The 21,542-nt window shown below is 54.8% G+C and carries 18 protein-coding genes; 9 read left to right on the forward strand and 9 right to left on the reverse strand.

Annotation, left to right across the window (positions count from 1 at the left end; all coding sequences use genetic code 11):
- Nucleotides 1-716: OmpP1/FadL family transporter (locus ACY692_RS10260; RefSeq protein WP_462325270.1), on the reverse strand; the 716-nt coding region annotated here is incomplete at its 3' end.
- Between the two features lie 191 nt (nt 717-907).
- On the opposite strand from ACY692_RS10260, the gene ACY692_RS10265 reads away from it, so the two are divergent.
- The gene (locus ACY692_RS10265) at nt 908-2,599 is read left to right on the forward strand and encodes a PAS domain S-box protein (protein ID WP_462325271.1); all 1,692 of its coding nucleotides are present in this window, start codon (nt 908-910) and stop codon (nt 2,597-2,599) included.
- A gap of 154 nt (nt 2,600-2,753) precedes the next feature.
- On the opposite strand, the gene gyrA is transcribed toward ACY692_RS10265, so the two are convergent.
- The 4 genes from gyrA to ACY692_RS10285 form a co-directional block, all read right to left on the reverse strand.
- A complete protein-coding gene (gene gyrA / locus ACY692_RS10270) occupies nt 2,754-5,201 on the reverse strand; it encodes a DNA gyrase subunit A (RefSeq protein WP_462325272.1) in 2,448 nt (815 codons plus the stop codon).
- Nucleotides 5,202-5,254: 53 nt separating this feature from the next.
- Nucleotides 5,255-7,669 (reverse strand): DNA topoisomerase (ATP-hydrolyzing) subunit B, encoded by a 2,415-nt coding sequence (gene gyrB / locus ACY692_RS10275; protein ID WP_462325273.1) that lies wholly within the window; start codon nt 7,667-7,669, stop codon nt 5,255-5,257.
- An 83-nt stretch (nt 7,670-7,752) separates the two neighbouring features.
- Nucleotides 7,753-8,910: a DNA polymerase III subunit beta gene (dnaN, locus tag ACY692_RS10280; protein WP_462325274.1), complete on the reverse strand. Its 1,158-nt coding sequence runs from the start codon at nt 8,908-8,910 to the stop codon at nt 7,753-7,755.
- Nucleotides 8,911-9,020: 110 nt separating this feature from the next.
- Entirely contained in the window at nt 9,021-10,334 is a 1,314-nt protein-coding gene (locus ACY692_RS10285; RefSeq protein WP_462325275.1) for a helix-turn-helix domain-containing protein, read from the reverse strand.
- A 107-nt stretch (nt 10,335-10,441) separates the two neighbouring features.
- On the opposite strand from ACY692_RS10285, the gene ACY692_RS10290 reads away from it, so the two are divergent.
- Nucleotides 10,442-11,614 (forward strand): homocysteine biosynthesis protein, encoded by a 1,173-nt coding sequence (locus tag ACY692_RS10290; protein WP_462325276.1) that lies wholly within the window; start codon nt 10,442-10,444, stop codon nt 11,612-11,614.
- A gap of 337 nt (nt 11,615-11,951) precedes the next feature.
- On the opposite strand, the gene ACY692_RS10295 is transcribed toward ACY692_RS10290, so the two are convergent.
- Both ACY692_RS10295 and ACY692_RS10300 read right to left on the reverse strand, forming a co-directional pair.
- Nucleotides 11,952-12,293, reverse strand: coding sequence for a carboxymuconolactone decarboxylase family protein (locus ACY692_RS10295; RefSeq protein ID WP_462325277.1), 342 nt, complete (start codon nt 12,291-12,293; stop codon nt 11,952-11,954).
- 114 nt (nt 12,294-12,407) lie between these two features.
- Nucleotides 12,408-12,575, reverse strand: coding sequence for a hypothetical protein (locus ACY692_RS10300; protein ID WP_462325278.1), 168 nt, complete (start codon nt 12,573-12,575; stop codon nt 12,408-12,410).
- 291 nt (nt 12,576-12,866) lie between these two features.
- Here ACY692_RS10300 and ACY692_RS10305 point away from each other — a divergent pair, with 291 nt between their 5' ends.
- Entirely contained in the window at nt 12,867-13,052 is a 186-nt protein-coding gene (locus tag ACY692_RS10305; RefSeq protein ID WP_462325279.1) for a hypothetical protein, read from the forward strand.
- A 12-nt stretch (nt 13,053-13,064) separates the two neighbouring features.
- Here the strand turns inward: ACY692_RS10305 and ACY692_RS10310 are convergent, their stop codons facing one another.
- A complete protein-coding gene (locus ACY692_RS10310) occupies nt 13,065-14,063 on the reverse strand; it encodes an NAD(P)-dependent oxidoreductase (protein ID WP_462325280.1) in 999 nt (332 codons plus the stop codon).
- Nucleotides 14,064-14,391: 328 nt separating this feature from the next.
- The gene (locus ACY692_RS10315; RefSeq protein ID WP_462325281.1) at nt 14,392-14,985 is read right to left on the reverse strand and encodes an HD domain-containing protein; all 594 of its coding nucleotides are present in this window, start codon (nt 14,983-14,985) and stop codon (nt 14,392-14,394) included.
- A gap of 437 nt (nt 14,986-15,422) precedes the next feature.
- Between ACY692_RS10315 and ACY692_RS10320 the strand changes: the two genes are divergently transcribed.
- From ACY692_RS10320 to ACY692_RS10345, 6 genes are all read left to right on the forward strand, one after another.
- On the forward strand, nt 15,423-17,432 hold the full coding sequence (locus tag ACY692_RS10320) for a 4Fe-4S binding protein (protein ID WP_462325282.1): 2,010 nt from the start codon (nt 15,423-15,425) through the stop codon (nt 17,430-17,432).
- 12 nt (nt 17,433-17,444) lie between these two features.
- The gene (locus ACY692_RS10325) at nt 17,445-17,960 is read left to right on the forward strand and encodes a 4Fe-4S dicluster domain-containing protein (RefSeq protein ID WP_462325283.1); all 516 of its coding nucleotides are present in this window, start codon (nt 17,445-17,447) and stop codon (nt 17,958-17,960) included.
- A 19-nt stretch (nt 17,961-17,979) separates the two neighbouring features.
- Nucleotides 17,980-18,900: a CoB--CoM heterodisulfide reductase iron-sulfur subunit B family protein gene (locus tag ACY692_RS10330; RefSeq protein WP_462325284.1), complete on the forward strand. Its 921-nt coding sequence runs from the start codon at nt 17,980-17,982 to the stop codon at nt 18,898-18,900.
- On the forward strand, nt 18,900-19,313 hold the full coding sequence (locus tag ACY692_RS10335) for a hydrogenase iron-sulfur subunit (RefSeq protein ID WP_462325285.1): 414 nt from the start codon (nt 18,900-18,902) through the stop codon (nt 19,311-19,313). Before ACY692_RS10330 ends, ACY692_RS10335 begins: the two co-directional genes overlap by 1 nt.
- Nucleotide 19,314: 1 nt before the next feature.
- Nucleotides 19,315-20,283: an NADH-quinone oxidoreductase subunit B family protein gene (locus ACY692_RS10340; RefSeq protein WP_462325286.1), complete on the forward strand. Its 969-nt coding sequence runs from the start codon at nt 19,315-19,317 to the stop codon at nt 20,281-20,283.
- A 156-nt stretch (nt 20,284-20,439) separates the two neighbouring features.
- Nucleotides 20,440-21,542: Ni/Fe hydrogenase subunit alpha (locus ACY692_RS10345; RefSeq protein WP_462325287.1), on the forward strand; the 1,103-nt coding region annotated here is incomplete at its 3' end.

Genomic DNA, 21,542 nt, shown 5'->3' on the forward strand with positions numbered 1-21,542 from the left:
TTCATTTTGACTTCTATCTTGCTGCGATAAGAGGCGCCAAAGGCTAGCCAGTCAAGAGGCCTGTAATGAAATGCCAGATTGAAACCGTAGCCAGGGTCGCCGCCGGTGAGCTTCTGTTTGACGTCGTTATTATAGGTGTTGGTATTTGGTTTTTTGGGATTGGCCGCATCGATCATTGTCTGCAAATTTACTTCAATATAGGCCACCTCCACCCCAACGCCCATGGACAGGCTATCTGTCAGCTTTATGGCCATGTTCGGGGTCAGGGAGATCTGCTTGATCCCGGCGTACAAGGAGCTGTACCGTCCGAACCAGTCCTCGTCACTGCGGTATTCCGTGCCCAGGCCCGCGCGTGAGTAGAGTCCCACGCCGAACCAGTATCGTTCCCCAAGCTGGGTGGTGAAATAGGCATTGGGAATGAACCAGGTGTTGTCCACGCCCTCGCCGCCCGGAAGGGAACTGTCATCCGGGCTGACCGTCCCTGAAGGCCGAATGATGGTCGTACCCGCGCTGACGTGCGTGCCCGGTAGTTGGGTCATGCCGGCGGGATTGTAGACCACGGTCGAGGGGTCATCCCCCCGCGCAGTCATGGCGCCGCCGAGCCCCTGGCCCCGGGCGCCCCATTCGTAAATGCCGTATCCGGCGGCTCCGGCCAGGGCAGGTGCCGTGAGTATGAGAAGAACCACTGCCATCCATATTTTCCATGTACGGATCATTATCAACTCCTTGGTGGGATATGCGCGAAAAATAAAAGCACTCAGTATCATAAAAAAATTTAAATTCAATGAATTCTTTTGAATAAAATTTTCATTTTTAATGAATAAATGCTTGATCCTTTCACGGATGGTGAAATAAGGAGAAACTCGCGCAGTAGGAATATTCTCCATCACCCATCACCCAAAATCCCATGGATGCCTTTTCCTTTTACACCGAAGCCCTGGCCCGGAGCAGTGACTGCGGGCTCATTTTCGACCGGCAAGGAACACTCTTGTACATCAATCCCCCCCTGAGTTCCCTGTACGGGGTCGAACCCGGGCAGGGGGTCGGGAGGTCGATCTATGGATTCCTTGATCCCGGGGAAGTGGACCGGGCCAGGGAGATCGTGGCCCGGCTTTTTAACGGTACCCATTTGGGGGACTATCGGTTTAAATTCAAGGGGGCCGGGGAAAAACAGGGCGTGCCGACCTTTGTCCATTGGCGGGTTCAGGAGGTGTACACCCGGGACGGTCGGGAAAATTTTGTTCTGGCTCTGGGCAGGCCGGACCGGAATCTGGGGGAGAATCTCGAGTACAAGGAGGAAATGAACTATTTCATCGGCATGGATGGAGAGATCATCGATATACACCCGGGCATTTGCGCCATGTGCGGATACACGCGTCGCGAGGTCATGGCCATGAATACCTCGGATTTCTATTTCAATCCGGGGGATAAGCGGCGGATCATGCGTCGTCTCAAGGGCGATGGAGAAATCGTCAATGACCAGGTTACATTGCGCTGCAAGGATGGGACCCCAAGAACCTTCAAATTCAATTCCCATATTGTGAGCAGACAGGGAAGGCCTGTGGTAGCCGGGTATTTTGTCCAACGCGAAGTGACCTATACCCGCAAGCTTATCCATGATTTCAGCAAGATCATCGATGCCTTGCCGGACATCGCCTGGGTTGCCGGATACGACCATTCCATCGTCTGCGCCAACGATGCCTACTGCAGCTTTATCGGGGTCCGGTCCCAGGACCACCTCACCGGCAGGACGGTTTTCGATTTCATGCCCGAGTCCAAGGGACGGTCCGTCATCCAGACGGCGACAACGGTTTTCGAGCAGCGCAGGGAAATCATCATCCCCATGCTTTCCCATTTCCAGAATCCCGGGGTCTGGTACCGGGCTATCCATACGCCCATTTTTGACGACACCCACAGGGAGGTCATCGGGCTGCTCGGGATCTATCAGGATATTTCTCCACAGGTGGCAAAGGAAAACGATTATTTGGATGAAATAGGTTCGACCAATGGGGCCGTGTTCGTTCTCGATACCCAATGCCGGATCATCCGCAGGCGTGGACGGGTGCTCCGTCCGGGTGCCGCGCCTGTGGACAGCGATCGCTACCGTCATCTGGATCTGAAAATCGTTTTCGAGATTATCCACCCCCAGGATCTGGAACGTGCCCAGGGGTTCATCAAGCGGATTGTCCAAACCAAGACCCCGCATCAGGGTGAATTCCGTGTCAGGCGGACATCCAGGGAATATGCCCTGATGGAGGTTCGCGGGGTGTACAGTGACGCCTATTTTCCCGAGGGCAGGATCTACGTGGCCGTTCGGGACATCTCACACCTTGGGGATCTCAGAAGGCCGGGCCAGGTTCTTGAACGTCTCAAGCAGGCAACGGGGACGACCACGAACAAGGATCTTGCGGCATTTTTGGGTGTCAGCCCGACATCCATCTCCAACGCCATCAAAAATCAGAAGATCCCTGCGGACTGGATGATGGGGGTGGGTCTTGAAACCGGTTTTTCTGTGGATTGGTTGGTCACGGGGAAAGGGGGAAGGAGACGCGGAGATATCGATGGGGGCGACATAGTGTGTCCGGGGAGCAAATCTTGAACTCGGCTTCGAGCCTCTGCCCTTCCTTGGCGTACTCGCCCGGGGAAACCCGGTTTTGGGCGGCATCCAAGAAATAGGACCAAAATGAAAAAGGGAACAACCGGTTTGTGCAGCAAACCGGTTGTTCCCTCGCGATGTTTTTGTAGCGTTATGGCTACACGTCTATTCCTGTTAATCCCTTTGTTTCCACGTCGCGGATAACGAGATCGCAGCATATCAGCCGTTGCTCATCTCCCATGCGGACCAGCCGGACCCCTTGGGTGGCCCTCCCGACCAGGGAAATATCCTTGATACCGATGCGGATGATCTTGTTTGCCGAGGTCAGAAGGATGGCCTCGTCATTGTCGTCGACCATGAGGGCGCTGACTACTGGTCCGGTCTTGGGGGTGATGCGCATGTTGATGATCCCCTTCCCCCCACGTGACTGGATACGGAATTGGTCGGTATGGGTCCTTTTGCCGAATCCGTTTTCAGCGATGGTCAAGAGATTGTGTTTACCGCCTTGGGACAGGATGACCACGGCGACGACGCTGTCTCCTGATCTGAGTGTGATCCCCTTGACCCCCGCTGCGTTGCGGCCCACCGCCCTGATTTCCGAACAAGAAAAACGGATGGAGAAGCCGTTTTTGGTCACTAAAATGATCTCTTCCTCTGCGCAGATCTCCCTGACCGCGAGGAGCTCGTCACCCTCTTTGAGATTGACGGCTATGAGTCCCTGACTCCGGACATTTTTGTAGAGCTCCATGGCCGTGCGTTTGACGATTCCCTTCCTTGTGACAAAGAGGAAGAAGGTATCTTCGGGAAACTCCCGGTAGCTCATGGCCGTGGTCACATGTTCGTTCTCTCCAAGGGAGAGCAGATTGGCCATATGGATTCCTTTGGCCGTGCGTCCCCCCTCGGGGATCTCGTGTACCTTGAGTTGGAACATGCGTCCCTTGTTCGTGAAAAGATTCAGGAACTGGTGGTTGCTCGTGGTCAACAGCTGAGAGATGTAATCCTTGTCCGAGGAGAATGCCCCCGCAATGCCGACGCCCCCGCGTTTTTGCTGCTGGTAGTTGTGCAGTCCGGTCCGTTTGATATACCCGTTGACCGACAGCGTGATGACCACATCGTCGTCAGGAACGATATCCTCGATATCGATGCTGTCCGGATCATGGACCATGATCTCCGATCGCCGAGGTGTCCCAAAGGTTTCTTTCAGCGAGGTCAACTCTTCCCGAATGACTCCCTTGAGTACCTCTGGGTTTTCGATGACGCTCCGCAAATATTCGATACGTTTGAGAAGTTCGACGTGCTCGGCGATGAGTTTTTCTCGTTCCAGGTTGGTCAGCCTTTGTAACCGCATGTCCAGGATTGCCTGGCTCTGGATGTCTGAAAGCCGGAACCGTTCCGAAAGGCGCTGTTTGGCATCGGCTGGTGTTTTCGAGGACCGGATGATGGACACGACCTCATCGATATTGTCCAGGGCAATGCGTAATCCTTCAAGAATGTGGGCCCGGTGTTCGGCCTTGCTCAGGTCGAATTTGGACCGGCGGATGATCACCTCCCGGCGGAACTCGATAAAACTTTCAAGGATCTGCTTGAGATTCAGGAGCTGTGGGCGGTTGTTGACCACGGCGAGCATGTTGATCCCAAAACTGGTTTGCAGGGAGGTATATTTGTAGAGTTGGTTGATGATCACGTCCGGATAGACGTTTTTTTTCAGGTCGATGACGATGCGGATGCCTTTGAGATTGGATTCGTCCCGCAGGTCGCTGATCCCCTCGATCTTGTTGTCGTTGACCAGTATGGCGATTTTTTCCAGAAGTTTGGATTTGTTCAGGGCGTAGGGTATTTCTGTAACCACGATGGACTGGAGGTTTTTTGTCCTCTCTTCCACCTTGATCCGGGCCCGGATTTTCACGCTCCCCCGCCCGGTCTTGTATGCCTCGGAGATACCTGCGCGTCCGTAGATCAATCCCCCAGTGGGAAAATCAGGGGCCTTGACCAATCGGGTCAGGTCACTGATCCGGCTGTCCGGGGCGTCAAGGAGCAGGAGAACCCCGTCAACGATCTCTTGGAGGTTGTGGGGGGGGATGTTCGTGGCCATGCCGACCGCGATGCCCGAAGACCCATTGATCAACAGGTTGGGAACCTTGGTGGGCAGGACCTCGGGTTCATTGAGGCTGTTGTCGTAATTGGCCCGGAAGTCCACGGTGTTCTTTTCGATGTCCGAGAGGAACTCTCCGGCCAAACGGGACATCCGAGCCTCGGTGTAACGCATGGCCGCAGGGGAGTCGCCGTCAATGGACCCAAAGTTTCCCTGTCCGTCCACCAACGGATCACGCATGTTGAAATCCTGGGCCATGCGGACCAGAGCGTCGTACACAGCGGAGTCTCCGTGGGGATGGTACTTACCGATGACATCACCGACGACTCGGGCGGATTTCTTGTATGGTCGGTTATATGCGTTCCCCAGTTCGTGCATGGCATAGAGGATTCTGCGGTGCACAGGTTTGAGGCCATCGCGTATGTCGGGAATGGCCCGACCGACAATGACACTCAGGGAATATTCCAGGTAGGATTTTTTGATTTCTTGTTCTATACTGACATCGTTTAACACAATTTCCTCGCTTGCATAATGCGCTTGGTGTCTCCGGACCGGACAGGGGGGTATCAGATGTCGAGATCAGTCACGGACAGGGCATTCTTGACGATGAATTCGCGCCTGGGTTCGACCTTGTCTCCCATGAGCTTGACAAAGAGCTCGTCGGCCTCGGCAGTGTCCGCTATGGTCACTTTAAGGAGGCTCCGGGATTCCGGGTCCATTGTCGTTTCCCAAAGCTGCTCCGGATTCATTTCACCCAGCCCCTTGTATCTCTGGATGTGCAATCCCTTTTTGGCCTCTTCCATGATCATGCTCAGGAGCTCGAAGGGATTCTTGGCGGTGATCTTCTCTTCTTCGTTTTGTGCGGTGGCATGCAGGGTGAATGTCAACCCGGGGCTTATCTCTTGCAAAGACGAGAACAGGCTGTAGGTTTTTTTGTAGAGTTTGGAGTTGAAGAACTCCGCTCCGATACGGATGATATGCCCGTTGCTGTCGATAAAGTGGAGGAAGATACGCGGGTCTTCGTCGGTTTCATCGTCAAGGATTTCTTCGGATACCTCGAGAGTATAGTTCAGTCCGTCCATGTACTCGGTGAGCTGGGCGACCTCCCCATTGTGGAAGCTGTCCGGCGAGAGCTTGGATCCAAATCCGAAGAGGTGGCAGGAAAGATCCACATCGATCCCGATATTGGCAATATCCGTGATATTGTCTCTGATCTTGGTGATGGTGGTCAGCAGTTCCTTCAGGGATTCCCCCTGAAGGATCGATCCCTGTTCGGTGCCCACGGATTCGTGGGCACTGATCCGATCGATGAGGAACTGGTCCATTTCCTCTTCGTAGGTGATGTATTGTTCGAATTTGCCCTTGCTGACCCTGTATAGGGGGGGCTGGGCTATGTACACGTGGCCCTTTTCGATCAACTCATGGTATTGTCTGAAAAAGAAGGTCAGAAGGAGGGTCCTGATATGGGCCCCGTCCACGTCGGCATCGGTCATGATGATGATCTTGTGGTATCTGAGTTTGTCCAGGTTGATGATGTCTTCCCCGATACCCGCCCCCATGGCGGTGATCAACGCCTTGATTTCTTTGTTTTGGAGCATCTTGTCGAAACGGGTTTTTTCCACATTCAGGATCTTGCCCCGCAACGGGAGGATGGCCTGGAATTTGGAATTTCGACCCTGTTTGGCCGACCCTCCGGCCGAATCGCCCTCGACAATGAATACCTCGCTCTCTTCGGGCTTCTTGCTCTGACAGTCGGCCAGTTTGCCCGGAAGGGAATGGTCGCCAAGGGCCCCCTTGCGTCGGACCATTTCCCGCGCCCTGCGGGCGGCCTGCCGCGCCCGGGAGGCATCCACGACCTTTTCCAGTATGTTTTTGCTCTCCTTGGGATGTTCCGCAAGAAAGGTGGACAATTGTTCGTACACGATGCCGGCCACATAGCCGACCACCTCGCTGTTGCCCAGCTTGGTCTTTGTTTGGCCCTCGAACTGTGGCTCAGGGATGCGGACATTGATCACCGTGGTCAGCCCTTCGCGGACGTCGTCTCCGGAGAGTTTCTCCTTGAATTTTTTCGGCAGATCGGTGTTCTGGATATAGGTATTGATGGCCCTGGTCAGGGCGGAGCGGAACCCCTGTAAATGGGTTCCCCCTTCCCTGGTCCTGATATTATTGGCAAAGGTGAACATGTTCTCCTTGTACCCCGTGGAGTACTGCAGGGCGAATTCCACGAACACGTTTTCCACTTCACCCTTGCCATAGACGATTGGGTGGAATCCTCTGGTCTCGTTGGTTTCACGGACAAAGGAGATGATCCCCCCCTCATCGTGGAAGGTCTGTTTGGTCTGGGTCTTCTCGTCCGTGAACTCGATGGCAATGCCCTTGTTCAGGTAGGCCAATTCCTGGAATCGTTTGGCGAGAACATCGTAATAAAAGTTCAGATCCTCGAAGATTTCCTCGTCGGGTCTGAACCTGATGGTCGTTCCGGTTCTGTCTGTTTCCCCCACCGTTTTGACTTCGGAAACCGGTAAGCCCTGTTCGTATCGTTGCCTGTACTTCTGGCCGTTGCGGTGGATGGTCACTTCCAGTTCCTCGGAAAGGGCATTGACGACGGAGACCCCCACACCGTGTAATCCACCAGAAACCTTGTAGCTATCATTGTCGAATTTTCCGCCCGCATGCAGTACGGTCATGACAACCTGGACGGCCGGGATTTTCTCTTTGGGGTGGATGTCTACAGGAATACCCCGGCCATTGTCCGAGATGGTCACGCTGTTGTCCAGGTGGATCCGGACCTTGATACGGTCGCAAAACCCGGCCATGGCCTCGTCGATGGAGTTGTCGATGACCTCGTAGACCAGATGGTGCAGCCCATGGGTATCCGTGCTGCCGATATACATGGCTGGACGCTTGCGGACGGCCGACAGTCCTTCCAGGATGGTGATGCTTCCGGCGTTGTAATCCTTTGCGTTGTTTGGTGTGCTCATACTCTGTCGCTCGATGGGTTCGTGTGGTCCCTATGAAAGGTCTGTGTGAAAAAAATCATCATAGAGGGGAAGAGGGAACCTGTCTAGGCGCTCTCTTCTTCGGTATAATAGGTGTCCTCGGTGATCTCGACGGGCATGGTGATGACAAAGTACCCGGGATCGTCAGGTCCGGTAATCTTGCAGGGTTCCAGGGGACCGGCCAACCGGAGGGTTATCTTGTTCGATGTGAAGTGGGACATGATTTCGAGGAGGATCTTGGTCGGGATGGCTATCATCTCCAGGTCGCCCTGGAAGTTGGCCGCAATAACCTCTGACCCCTCACCGTACTCTTGGCCGTGACAGGTAAGGACCAATTCGGACGGGCCGAAATGGAAATATGTGGACCGGTTTGCGTCGGTATTGAACAACAGGATACGTTCCAAGGCGTCCGTGAATTCGTATTTGTCCACCTCCAGGCTACAGCGGTAGGTATCCTCGTAGCTGGAGATGAAGTTGTTGTAATTGGGGAATTCATAGGTCCGTCGGGGAACGCACATGGTTTCTTGCCCACGGGCCGAACGCAGGAACATCCGTTTATCCGTCAAGCTGACATGGACATCCTCGGGTTTGAGCCACTTGCCGATTTCGCTCAGATCACCCTTGGAGATCAGGATGCCGTTTTCACCCAGGGCGGCATGGATATCGGGCACCTTGAATGTCAGGAGGCCGAACTGGTGTCCATTCATTCCGCAGACTTCGATCGTATCGTTTTCCAGCGGAGTGAATTTGATACAGTTCATGGCCCCGGTATCTTCCTCGCTGTTGATGCAAAAGGAGATCCTGTCGATGACGTCTTGCAGGAGTTCTCCAGACCAGGTGGACATGTTTTCTTCGGGAAAGGGCTCGAATTCCTGGAACCATGAGGGATTGTTGATCGGAAGCTTGTACTTTTTCTTCCCATGATAGACCATGATATTGGCATCCCCGGTCTTTGCCTCAAAGGTCAGTTGTCCCGGAGGAAGTTTGCGGATCAGGTCGCTGAATTTTTTGCCGTGGATCCCGACACGCCCCGGCTCGTCGATATGGGCCGGGTAGGTCCCGGTAAATTCTATGTTCGAATCAGTGGACATGATCCTGATGGCGTTCTCTCGGGTTTCCAGCCAGATGGTCCGTAGAAAGGCGGTCCCGGTTTTGAGAGGAATGATGGATGCGGCCTGCTGAACGCCTTCGACGATATCTTCTTTGAGTGCCTGACATTTCATGACAAACTCCTTGTGTTCGTGGACATTGGCATCTTACAACTCACGCTGTGCATAGGTGACGGAACCGGGGGTGGTCCCCGTCCGGTTGTGTCGGACCGCGCCTGGCTGACTCAGTGGAATCCCTCGGTCTGTTGGGACTCGCGGCATTTTTTGGTCAGCACATGGAGCTGGCGTTTAATGTCGGTATTCTTGTTTTTGAGGGAAGAGATTTTCCGGCACGCATAGATGACCGTACTGTGATCCTTGCCCCCGAAAATGTTTCCGATCTGGGGATAGGAATATTGGAGGAGTTTTCGGCACAGGTACATGGCTGTTTGGCGTGCGAGAACGATATGTTGCTGTCGCCTGGTTGAGAGGATATCCGAGTGCTGGATACCCGTATGGTCTGCAACCGCTGCAAGAATCATTTCGTGGGTGAGCTCTGTGCTGGAATTGTTTTCCAGTCCCTGGACGATATTGATGAAATCCTCATGGGCCATGTTCGGGGAAATCAGATTCTGGAAGGCCATGATTTTGAGCAGACAGCCCTGGAGACTGCGGAAGTCTGAAAAGTGCTGGGCCAGCGTGAGTGTCTGTTCGGCGTTTAATTCTATGTTCCGCTGCCGGCATACCTTGTGGATGAATTGGAGGCGGACATCCAGGTCGGGCCGTTTGAGGGTGACTATCAATCCCCATTCAAGCCGGGATCTGAGCCCGGGGTCCAGGAAATCCATTCCCTGCACCCGCTGGTTTGTGGCCAGCACGATCTGTTTGCCGTCCTCGTGGAAGGTGTTGAAAAGAGAGAGGAAGCGGGCCTGACAATCGGGAAAGGACTCCATTTCCTGGAAGTCGTCGATGACAAGGGCGCTGATCTGGCTGAAGGATTGGCCTGCAGGGCTCGAAGGGGCCGGGGCGGCTTCCAATTTTTTATGTAGGTCGGAAAACGTTCCATAGAAAATATTTTGTTTCCCGTCGGCTTGTTCCAACCCATTGGCAATGGCCTTGCAAAGGTGGGTTTTCCCTGATCCGCTCTGACCGTAGAGGACAAAGGGGTTGTAGGCAATATCGTGCTGCTCGACGATTTCCCGTGCAGAAGCGAGGGGGAAGTAATTTTTATGATTGACCAGAAATGAATCAAAATCGATCCGTTGCGTGGGGGACTTCTTACTGCCGTGTGGGACTATATTGTTTGTAATCGTAACGTGCTGGTTGTTTTTTTTGTGTATGCCGTAATTGAGTTGCATTTCTTGATCAAAGCATTGTGAAACAGCCTCTTCAAGACATGATTTATACTCGGAAAGAAACATGTTCATGAAATAGACATGGGGAAAGATGATCTCCAACACAGAGTGGTCAAATGATATCTCCAGAGGATCGAACCATTGCCCAAGGTTTTCTTCGGAGAATTGTTGTTTGAGCACCTCACGGAGTTCCTGTCTTTTCACGAAACGATCACCACGACATACAAGAAATAGGGTTGAAAACAAAAATTTGCCCGTGCCGGCAGATTGCGCTAAGAGCACACCACCGTTGTCGATTACAAGGAGGAAGCATGGGAAAAGGGCACGAAGTTACCAGGACGATCGCGCAGATCAACGAAAAAATCAAAACCGGCAAAGCCGTTGTTTTGGACGCGCAAGAAATGACGAAACTAGTGCGGACCGAAGGCAAGGTCAAGGCCGCAAAAAAGGTTGATGTCGTTACCACCGGGACTTTCTCGCCCATGTGTTCGTCCGGCATGTTTTTCAATATCGGCCAACGTCCCCCGACCATCAAGACCTCCAAGGTCTGGCTCAACGGGGTCCCGTGTATGGCCGGTTTGGCGGCCGTGGATTCCTATCTCGGGGCTACGGAGGCCTGTGAAGATGATCCCCTGAACAAGGTCTATCCGGGAACCTTCAAGTATGGTGGGGCCCATGTCATCGAAGATCTGGTCAGGGGAAAGACCGTGCATCTCAAGGCCGAGGCCTACGGCACGGATTGTTATCCCCGTAACCGTTTGGAGCGGGACATAACCCTCAAAGATCTGCGCGACGCCATCATGCTCAATCCGCGTAACGGCTACCAGAACTACAATTGTGCGGTGAACAGCACGGACAGGATCAAATATACCTACATGGGTCCGCTCAAATCGCGATTCGGTAACGCCAATTTTGCCACCGCTGGGGGTTTGAGCCCTTTGTTCAACGATCCCTATTTCCGGACCATCGGCCTGGGGACCAAAATCTTTTTGGGGGGCGGCATCGGGTATGTTCTCGGTCCGGGCACCCAGCATGTTCCCGATCCCGCGCGGAACGAGCGGGGACTTCCGATGACCGGCTCGGGCACCCTCATGGTCAAAGGGGACCTCAAGCAGATGGAGCCGGGTTTTTTGCGCGGGGTGAGCATTGTCGGTTACGGCGTTTCCATGGCCGTGGCCCTGGGTATCCCCATCCCCATTTTGAACGAGGAGATGGCCTGGTTTACCGGGGTCGGTGACGAGGACATCCATATGCCGATCATGGATTATGGGTACGACTATCCCCGTGCCAATGGAAACATACTCAAACACGTGACTTTTGACGAGCTCAAGAGTGGTTCCATTGACCTGAACGGCAAGCAGGTCCCGACCATACCGGTGACCAGTTTCACCAAATCCATGGAGGTGGCCACCCGGCTCAAGGAATGGATAGAAAAAGGGCAATTCCTGCTCACCGAACCCCAGGAGCCCATACCGGCCTGGTAGACGGCAAGCGAGCGAAACCCGATGAAAAAGGCCCGGCAACCACATGGTTGCCGGGCCTTTTTGCTGAGTCCTGAAAAAAAGTTGTCACTTGTGGAATCGGATTTCTCTTTTTGCCGTCATCCCGGCGAAGGTTTGGGATCTTGAAGGCGGGAAGGTGAGCAGGCCGTAAAAAGAACAGCAAACAGATAACAGAACACAAACTGAAATATCCGCTCATTTTTCCAGCATATCCGCAGGGCCAGATCCCATATCTACCCATTTCCCAACATATCCGCCCGTTTTTGCAGCCCCCCCCCGGGAGGGGGTGTAAAAACATTTTTTGGCGTGTGGGTTGGTGTTATTCGTCTTCCTCGAAGATAGCCGCGATTTCGTCGTACACATAGCGCAGGTACATCATCTTGGGACTCCCCCCCATGGCCACTGCCAGCCAGGCCGCATCGATGATCTCGTCCTTGGTCGCCCCGCTGGTCGCTGCTCCCTGGACGTGGAGGGCAATGCACATGTCGCATTGGGAGATGATGGCATTGGAAAGCAGGATCAGGTGCTGGACCTTGTCGTCCAGGGATGAGCTCTTTTTGATCTGCTTGGAAAAATCCTGGTACTTCTTATAGATACCTCTTCGGGTCCGGTTGATGTCCCGGAAGGTCTGGGCGATATCCGCGGATCTGTCTTGAGCCATGGGGGGCCTCCTTGTGGTTTACCTGTTAGTGGGGGCTGCAAAAAGGGGCGATCCGTGCATCGCCCCTTGTACGGGTTTTATGTCGTGTTATTATGGGTAGTTATGCGCAGGTTGTTATTGTGATTGCAGTCCGAAATCGTCATAAATGCTGTTGACCGTTTCGAAAAGCTTGTCCAGGGGTTCACCCTGGGCCTGAACGATGGCTACGACCCTGGCCAATTCCTCGGGATGTTCCTGGGCCAGGGTCATGAAGGATGTCATGATGTCGGGGGTGATTTCCATTGTATCTCCTTGTAATTATTTTATTTAAAAGATTTAAGAAATTTGAGAAATTGGAGGGGCGGATGCTGTCTTCGGATAATCCCCAAAATTCTCCAATCCGTCCCTCCTGGTAATTTTCTCATTTTCTAAAATCCCTGAAATTATAACTCCCTAAACTTCCACAACGCTCTCAACTCACAAGATCTCTCAACTCTCAAAACCTCTCAAATTGCCTCGCTTTCCTAAATTTCTTAACTCTCTCAAATTTCTAAAATTTAGTACCTATTCAGCACGATAACTCGGTATGAGGCTGTGGCTTTTCCTGGGAAGGCCGCGCGTCTGCTCGGCCTTCCGGACAATGCCGAGGGGTATATCGTCATGGTTGAGTCCGATGGTACCATTCTCCCTGTTTCCTGCCGGTTCGTACACGCATTGCCGAGCGGACGCGCGGCGTTTCCGGAAGGGACAAAACAGGATCGGGCTATTGTGTCCGAATAGTTACAAAATTTTTTATTTTTTCTGCATCCCCTCGATAACCTTGAACAGCGCCTGGGTGCCCTTGCGTTCCAGCCCCTGGGCCGCCGCCTCCTCGTAGAACCCGTTCACGAGTGAGAGACCGGGGAGTTCGATCCCCATGGTCCGGCATTCGTCCAGGGCGATGCCCATGTCCTTGATGAAATGTCTGATGAAAAATCCGGGTTCGAAATCCTGCTTGGCAATCCTGCGGCCCAGGTTATTGATGGACCATGAGGATGCCGCGCCGCTGCCGATCACATCGATGACCGCGTCCATGTCCATGCCGGCCTTCTGGGCGTAGAACAGGGATTCCACCACGCCGATCATGGTTCCGGCGATGAGGATCTGGTTGGTCATCTTGGTGTGCTGGCCGCATCCGGGCCCGCCCATGAGGGCGATAGTTTTGCCCATGATGTGGAACAGGGGTTCGACGCGGTCGAAGACGGCCCGGTCACCGCCGACCATAATGGCCAGGGTTCCCTGGCGCGCACCCAGGTCGCCGCCGGAAACAGGGGCGTCCAGGGCGGCGATGTTCCGCTTGGCCGCTTCGGCATGGATGGTCGTGGCCAGGGAGGGCCTTGATGTGGTCATGTCCACGAGGATCCCACCTTCGGGGAGAGTCGACAGGGCACCGTTTCCACCCAGAATCACGCTTTCCACATCTTCGGGAAAGCCCACGATGGAGAAGACGATATCGCATTCCCGGGCCAGTTCTGCCGGGGAGTCGCACCAGGTCGCTCCCTGTTCGATGAGTGAAGCAGCCTTCTCCCGGGTCCGGTTGTACACCCGCATGGGGTAGCCGGCTTCCATGAGATGGGTGCACATGGATCCGCCCATGACGCCTGTTCCGATCCATCCGATTTTTTCCTTGCTCATATCTGTAGCCTCCTTGAATGAAAGACTATGTGCAATGATGCACTGTCGTCCGAAATGTTCCCGTAGGGGCGGATTCCATATCCGCCCTTTTATGCGCCCAGAACCCATTCCCGTCATTTACCAAAACCCAAAACCCAGAACCCCTCTCTGCCCTACCAGAACCCGTTTTTGTCCTGTTTTCGAATGTGGTATCCATGGCGGATATGGTATCCTGGGCTAAAAATTGAACCCTGGGGCGGATATGGAATCCATAAGGGCGGATATGGAATCCATAAGGGCGGATATGGAATCCGCCCCTACAATTTTAACCGCGAAGAACGCGAAGAAAAACGAATTTGGGAAAGATTGGGGTTTGGGGATTGTCGTTATAGATCGTTATGCGCAGACGCTTAAAACGTAAAACATAAAACCTAAAACCGCCTTTTTCCCTTAAATCTGTCCTCCCTCACCCCTCCTTCAGAATGCCCCGACTCACCGCCTTGTCGATCAGGCTTTCGGCAAACTCCCAGAGTTCGGGGGATGCTTCCTGTATCTTTGCCATCCGTTTTTGGACCTGGCTCTTGCGTGTTCCATGGGTTTTCCAGGTGGCCCCGTCTGAATAGTAATTGTGCAGCAGGGGCATGAGCCGGTCCATGGAGTGGGCGAATCTCGCCTCCGGGGTCCGGCCCTGCTCGAATTCATCCCAGGCCCCCCGGAGGGCCCCGCCCTGATCCTCGGGAAGCAGGCCGAAAATCCGAGCGGCCGCCTCCTGTTCCCGATCTTCCTTGTCCTCGTATCCCTCGTGGTCATAGGCATAGGTGTCCCCGGCGTCGATCTCGACGATATCGTGGAGTAGAAGCATGGTCACCACCCGGGAAAGATCCACGTCCTCCCCGTAATCCCGCCCCAGTACCAGGGCCATCATGGCGATATGCCAGCTGTGCTCGGCCGAATTCTCCCGCCGCAGACTGGGCATGATCCGCGATTGCCGCCTGATATCCTTGAGCTTGTCCAATTCCAGAAGAAAATCGATCTGATGTGTGAATCGTTCGTTGTTCATGGGCCGTCAAATAGCCCAAAGAGCGTCGTTTGCAAACCTTATCCATGGAGCGATTTTGGGATCCCGGAACGGCTTTGGACAGTATAGATATTTTGAATGCACTAAAAAAGGATATATAGAAGAGATGTATGTATCGTATTTCTGAATATTTTTCTTTTGATAGAGATAATAAAATCTATTTGACAATATTTCTGTTTGGGTCTCTATCTCGCAAGTAAAAAAAAGTAGTGCTCCATCTCGAGTGTTGGTGACATATTTTCTTTTTTTTATGCATCGAATATTTATTACGGGTGTTTGTTGTAAGATTCTGTTGCAAGGCGAAATCGCTCTGTATTTCCTTTCTTGCGGTTTGAACCACAGGGAAATCAAAGCGTAACGTATATGACCGTGCTGTGTCAGACAGCATGATGCAACTCTTTAGCACAAAGGAGGAATCAATGGCAAAAATCGGGGTGTATGTGTGTCATTGCGGCACGAACATCGCCGGGGTGGTGGATGTAGAGGCGGTTCGCGCCTTTGCCGAGACCCTTCCCGAGGTGGCCCTTGCCCGGCGCAGTCTGTTCATGTGTTCGGATACGGGTCAGGAAATGATTAAGCAGGATATCAGGGACGGTCTGGTGGACCGGGTGGTCGTGGCCGCATGCACGCCGCGTACCCACGAGCCCATTTTCAGGGCTGCCTGCGAAGCCGCCGGCATGAACAAGTATCTGTTCGAGATGGCCAATATCAGGGACCAGGATTCCTGGGTCCATGGCCAGGACCATGCCGGTGCCACGGAAAAGGCCAAGAAGATCGTGGCCAGTGCCGTGGCCAAGGCTACCCATCTCAATCCCCTTGAAGATAAATACATGGATGTGGAGCCCACGGCACTGGTCATCGGCGGCGGGGTGGGCGGTATATTCGCCGCTCTGGAACTGGGGGGTATGGGATACAAAACCTATCTCGTGGAAAAAGAGCCCTCCATCGGGGGCGTCATGGCCCAGCTGGACAAGACCTTTCCCACCAATGACTGCTCGGCATGTATCCTCACGCCGGTCATGGTGGATGCCGGCAACCATCCCAACATCGAACTGCTGACCTATTCCGAAGTGGAGTCGGTGGACGGGTATATCGGTAACTTCACGGTCAAGGTCCGCCGGAAGCAGAGCTACATCGACTGGAACAAGTGCACGGGGTGTGGTGCCTGCGCCGGGGCCTGCCCGGCCAAGGTTCCCGATGAGTTCAACTGCGGTCTCAACGATCGCGGTGCCGCCTATATCCATTTCCCCCAGGCCGTTCCCAAGAAAGCGGTCATCGACATGGAGCATTGCATCAACTGCGCGGGCCGCAAGCTCGGGACCGAGCCCAGGATCAGCAAAAAAACCGGTGAGCCCATGCTCGCTCCCTGCGAAAAGGCCTGTCCGGCCGACGCCATCAACCGTTCCCTCTCCCTGGATCCCGAGGGTGAACTTCTCGAGCTGAAGATCGGAACCATTGTGGTGGCCACGGGATACAAGGTCATGGAAAAGGAACATTTCAAGGAATACGCGCCCCAGTCCCCCAATGTGATCACCGCCCTGCAGCTGGAGCGGATCATTTCGGCCACCGGACCCACGGGCGGCAAGCTGCTGCGGCCTTCGGACCAGGTCAAGCCCAAGACCCTGACCTTTGTTTCCTGCGTGGGATCCCGGGATGAGCGCCATCACACCTACTGCTCCCGTGTCTGCTGCATGTACATGATCAAGCAGGCCAGACTCCTCAAGGAAAAGTATCCCGGTCTGGACATCAACATGCACTTCATCGACGTGCGCTGCGCGGGCAAGGATTATGACGAATACTATGTGGGCGCCCGCAAGATGGGGATCAACATCTTCAAGGGCAAGGTCGGCGGCGTGGAAATGCTGCCCGACGACAAGCTCAGGGTCCTGGCCTACGATATGGAAGGCGGTACTCCCCTGGAATACGAGTCCGACCTGGTCGTTCTGGCCACGGCCATCGAGAGTAATCCCGATGCCAGAAATGTGGCGCAGGTGACCGGTCTGCAGTTCTGCGGGGCCCACTTTTTCCGTGAGCTGCATCCCAAGCTCGGTCCGGTGGAGACCTCGGTGGAAGGGCTGTTTGTGGCCGGGTGCTGTCAGGGACCCAAGGATATCCCGGATACGGTTTCCCAGGCCAAGGGCGCGGCAGCCGCAGCAGCGGTGCCGCTTGCCCAGGGCAGGGTGAAGATCGAACCCATCATTTCCGAGGTCCATCCGGAAAAATGCAGCGGGTGCGGCATCTGTGTTCCCCTGTGTCCCTACGGTGCCATAACACTCAAGCCCTATGGCGACCGTCCCAGGGCCCAGATCGATATCACCCAGTGCCACGGGTGCGGCGTATGTACGGCGGCCTGTCCGTCAGACGCCATCGTCCTGCACGGCTATACCGAGGATCAGATATTCTCGCAGATCGCGGCACTCACCGCCTAGAGGAGATCATTCATGCCTGCCATCAAGATAGATCAAGACAAGATCAAGGAATCCGTCCAGACCATTGTGGATCTGGGTGGAGACGGGATCAGGAACTGCGTCCAGTGCGGGGCCTGCTCCGCAGTATGCCCCGGGGTCAAGGCCGGGTTTCCTGTTCTCTGCCGGCTGCTCATCCGCAAGATTTTGAACGGTCAGCTCGAAGAGACCGTCGAAGAGGTCTCCACCTGGGGCTGCCAGTCGTGCAACCGGTGCACCGAAGTCTGCCCCCAGGGAGTCCGCCCCCAGGAAGTGGTCTTTGCCTACCGCAGATACCAGGCCGGTGAGCTGGCCATTTCCGCCTCGGCCTTCGGCCCCCAGATGAGTCTGTTCGAGACCGGGCACGCCGTGACCACGGATGCCACGGCTGCCAACCGGGAAAAGGTGGGGCTCGATCCTGTGCCGCCCACTGCATTGAAAGACGAGGCTGCCCACAAGGAAATCCAGACCCTGCTGAACGAAAGCCCCATGGCCGATCTGGGCATCTTTTAAGAACAAGGAGCAATGGAACATGCAAAAATACGGACTTTATCTGGGATGCAACATTCCCTTCAAGGCCCCGGACATCGAGCAGTCCATGCGCAAGGTGCTGCCCGTTCTGGGTGTCGAGCCGGTCGACCTGCAGGGAGCCACCTGCTGTCCGGCCTGGGGCACGGCACCGTCCTTTGACCTGGACACCTGGCTGGCCATCTCTTCCAGGAACATCATCCTGGGTGAGGAAAAAGGCGTGGACGTGATGACCGGATGCAACAGCTGCTTTGGAGTGCTCAGCGAAGCCAAGCACATGATGGATCACAAGCCCGGCAAAAAGGACGTTGTGAACAAGAGGCTGGAATCCATCGGCAGGACCTATGCGGGAACCTCCAGGGTCTTTCATGTGGCCCATGTTCTCCATGACATGGTCGGAACCGAAGCCATCGCCTCCAAGCTGAAATATTCCCTGGAAGGACTCAGGATCGCCGTGCAGCCGGGCTGTCATGTCCTGTGGCCCACGGATGTGATGGAGGTCAAAGAGGAGAATCCCTTCTTTCCCACGCAGCTGGTGGATCTGTGCCAGGCGTTGGGTGCGGACGTGGTGGACTACAGCCGCCTTTCCGACTGCTGCGGCATGGGGGCCATGCGGAGCACGGATCAGGAGAAATCTTTCGATCTGCTCAAACGCAAGTTCGACTCCATCAAGGAAGAAGCCGATCCGGACATGATCGTGACCACCTGTTCCTCGTGCTATATGCAGATGGACGGCGCCCAGAAGATTTTCAGGGAACGGGGACTCATCGATTACGAGATTCCGGTTTTCTACTACACCCAGCTCCTGGCCCTGGTCATGGGCTTCGATCCCAAGGAAGTGGCGGTCATCAGCGAAACCCCGCGTGATGCCATCATCGCCGAGATTCTAAGCGACAACCGCAAGGTTCAAGAGGAGGTTCAGTAATGGAATTCAGTCCGAACATTGTCGGATTTGCCTGTCAGTGGTGCACCTATGCGGGCGCTGACCTGGCCGGGAACCTGCGCTGCAAGTATCCGCCCACGGTCAAGCTCATCAAGGTCCCCTGCTCGGGCCGCGTGGAACCTGAATATGTGCTGGATGCCCTGTCTCGAGGGGCAGACGGCGTGTTTATCGGCGGGTGTCATTTCGGCGACTGTCATTACAAGGAAGGCAACTACAAGACCGATCGGCGGATGAAACTCATCAGTAAGCTGATCCAGGAATTCGGGTTTGAAAAGGAACGGTTCCGCTGGGAATGGATTTCCGGTGCCGAAGGCAAGAAGTTTGCCGAGGTCATGACCGAGTATACGGAACAGCTCCAGAAGCTCGGGCCCAATCCGGTCAAGGGGGGGAAATAATATGGCGGACAAGATTAAATTCGGTTTTCTGCTCACTGGGGGATGTGCCGGGTGTGAGATGGCCCTGGTCGACCTTTCCGAAAAACTTCTCGACACCCTCGAGCACCTCGAGGTGGTTTTTTGGGCCCCCACTGTGGCCGACGTGAAGTATAAGGATCTCGAGGCCATGGAGGATAATTCCATCGACCTGGCCTTTGTGGACGGCATGGTCCGCTTGAGCGAACACGAGCATATGGTCAAGGTCCTGCGGGCCAAATCCAAGATCCTCGTGGCCTTTGGTGCCTGCGCGGCTCTGGGCGGCATTCCCGGCATGGCCAATGTCCATCCCACAGGGGAGCTGTTCCAGCAGGCCTACAAGGATACCTTCAGCACGGAAAACCCCGAGGATGTCTACCCTCAGCCCGAATATCTCCTGGACGGGAAGTACAACCTGACCCTTCCCGCCTTCCAGGACAAGGTCAGAACCATCCAGGATCTGGTGGATGTGGATTATTTTGTGGGCGGCTGCCCCCCGCATCATGACTTCGTGGCCAAGGCCGTGGAGATGATCGTTTCCGGCAATCTGCCTCCCAAGGGCTCCTGGCTCACCAGCGGCAAGGCGGTCTGCGACGTGTGCGAGCGCAACCCTGCCAACGAGAATATGGAACGCGTTCCCGTGGAGCACGTCAAACGCACCGTGGACGGCAAACCCGAGGAAAAGGGGTGTCTGCTCCAGCACGGCTATCTCTGCCTGGGACCCATCACCCAGGGAGACTGCGGGGCATCCTGCCTGAACGTGAACATGCCCTGCCGCGGCTGCGGCGGACCCATTCCCGGGATCACTGATTACGGGGCCAAGGCCGTCAGTGCCATCGGGTCCATTCTGGGCAGCGAAGAGGCCGTGGACGGGTTGATGGAAAAATTCCCCACCCTTTCCAAGCTCGTGTACAGATATTCGCTCCCGGCCAGCCGGCTCAAGAGCAAGGTGTAAAGAAATTTGAGAGATTTAAGAAATTTGAGAGATTTAAGAAATTTAAGAGATTTTAGAAATTTGAGAGATTACCGTTGGGTCTCTTTTTTCTGAAATTTTTGAGATCTTTCCATTTCATAATGTAATGCACTCAGTGAATCGCTGAGGAGGATTTGCGTGAAAAAAATAGAGATAAATCCCATCACCCGATTGGAAGGACATGGCAAGATCGCCATATTCCTTGACGATGCGGGCAACGTGGACGACGCCTTCTTTCAGGTGGTCGAGTTCCGCGGCTATGAGAAATTCCTGCAGGGTATGCCTCTCGAAGAGGTCCCCCGTACGGTTTCCACCATCTGCGGGGTGTGCCGTGGGGTGCATTTCACCGCGTCCATGAAGGCTTCGGACCAGGTTTTCGGGGTCGAGCCCACCCCCACGGGCCGCAAGCTGCGTGAGATGTTTTTCAACGCCCATTATATCGAGGACCATGCGGTCATTCTTTATGCCCTGGGCTTCCCCGATTTCGTGGTGGGACCCGAGGCATCACCGGCCGAGCGGAACATTATCGGACTCATCGGCAAGGTGGGGGCCGAGATCGGCCGTGACGTGCTCAAGAAACGTGGCCTGGCCGTGAAGATCTTCGAAATGCTGGGCGGCAAGCCCAACCATCCTGTTGCAGCGCTGCCCGGCGGCTGGTCCAAACGGCTCACCGAGGAAGAACGCAAACAGATCGATACCTGGGCCGACGAACTCATCGATTTCGGTCAGCTGACCCTGAAGATCTTCGACGATGTGGTCCTCAAGAACGGAAAGTACATGGATCTGGTCACCGGGGACATGTACAAGATTCCCGTGAATTACATGGGCAGCGTGGACGACCGGGACAGGATCACCTATTATGACGGGACCCAGAAGGTCGTCGGGGTGAATGGGGAAGAGATCGGGAGGTTCCAGGGTAAGGAATACCTCGATTTTATCTCGGAGCGGGTCCAGCCGTGGTCCTACCTCAAATTCCCCTACCAGAAGAAACTCGGCGGGTGGAAGGGCATTGTGGAAGGTGAAGGCACCAACATGTATTGTGTCGGTCCCCTGGCCCGCTTCAATGTCGCCAGCGGTATGGACACGCCTCTGGCCCATGAGGCCTTTGAAAAGTTCCACGCCACCTTCGGGGCCAGGCCTGTGCATTATATTCAGGCCTACCACTGGGCCCGGGCCATCGAACTGCTCAACGCGGCCGAACACATAAAAGCGTTGGCCAATGATCCGGCCATCACCGATCC

This window comes from Desulfoplanes sp. (assembly GCF_054921335.1).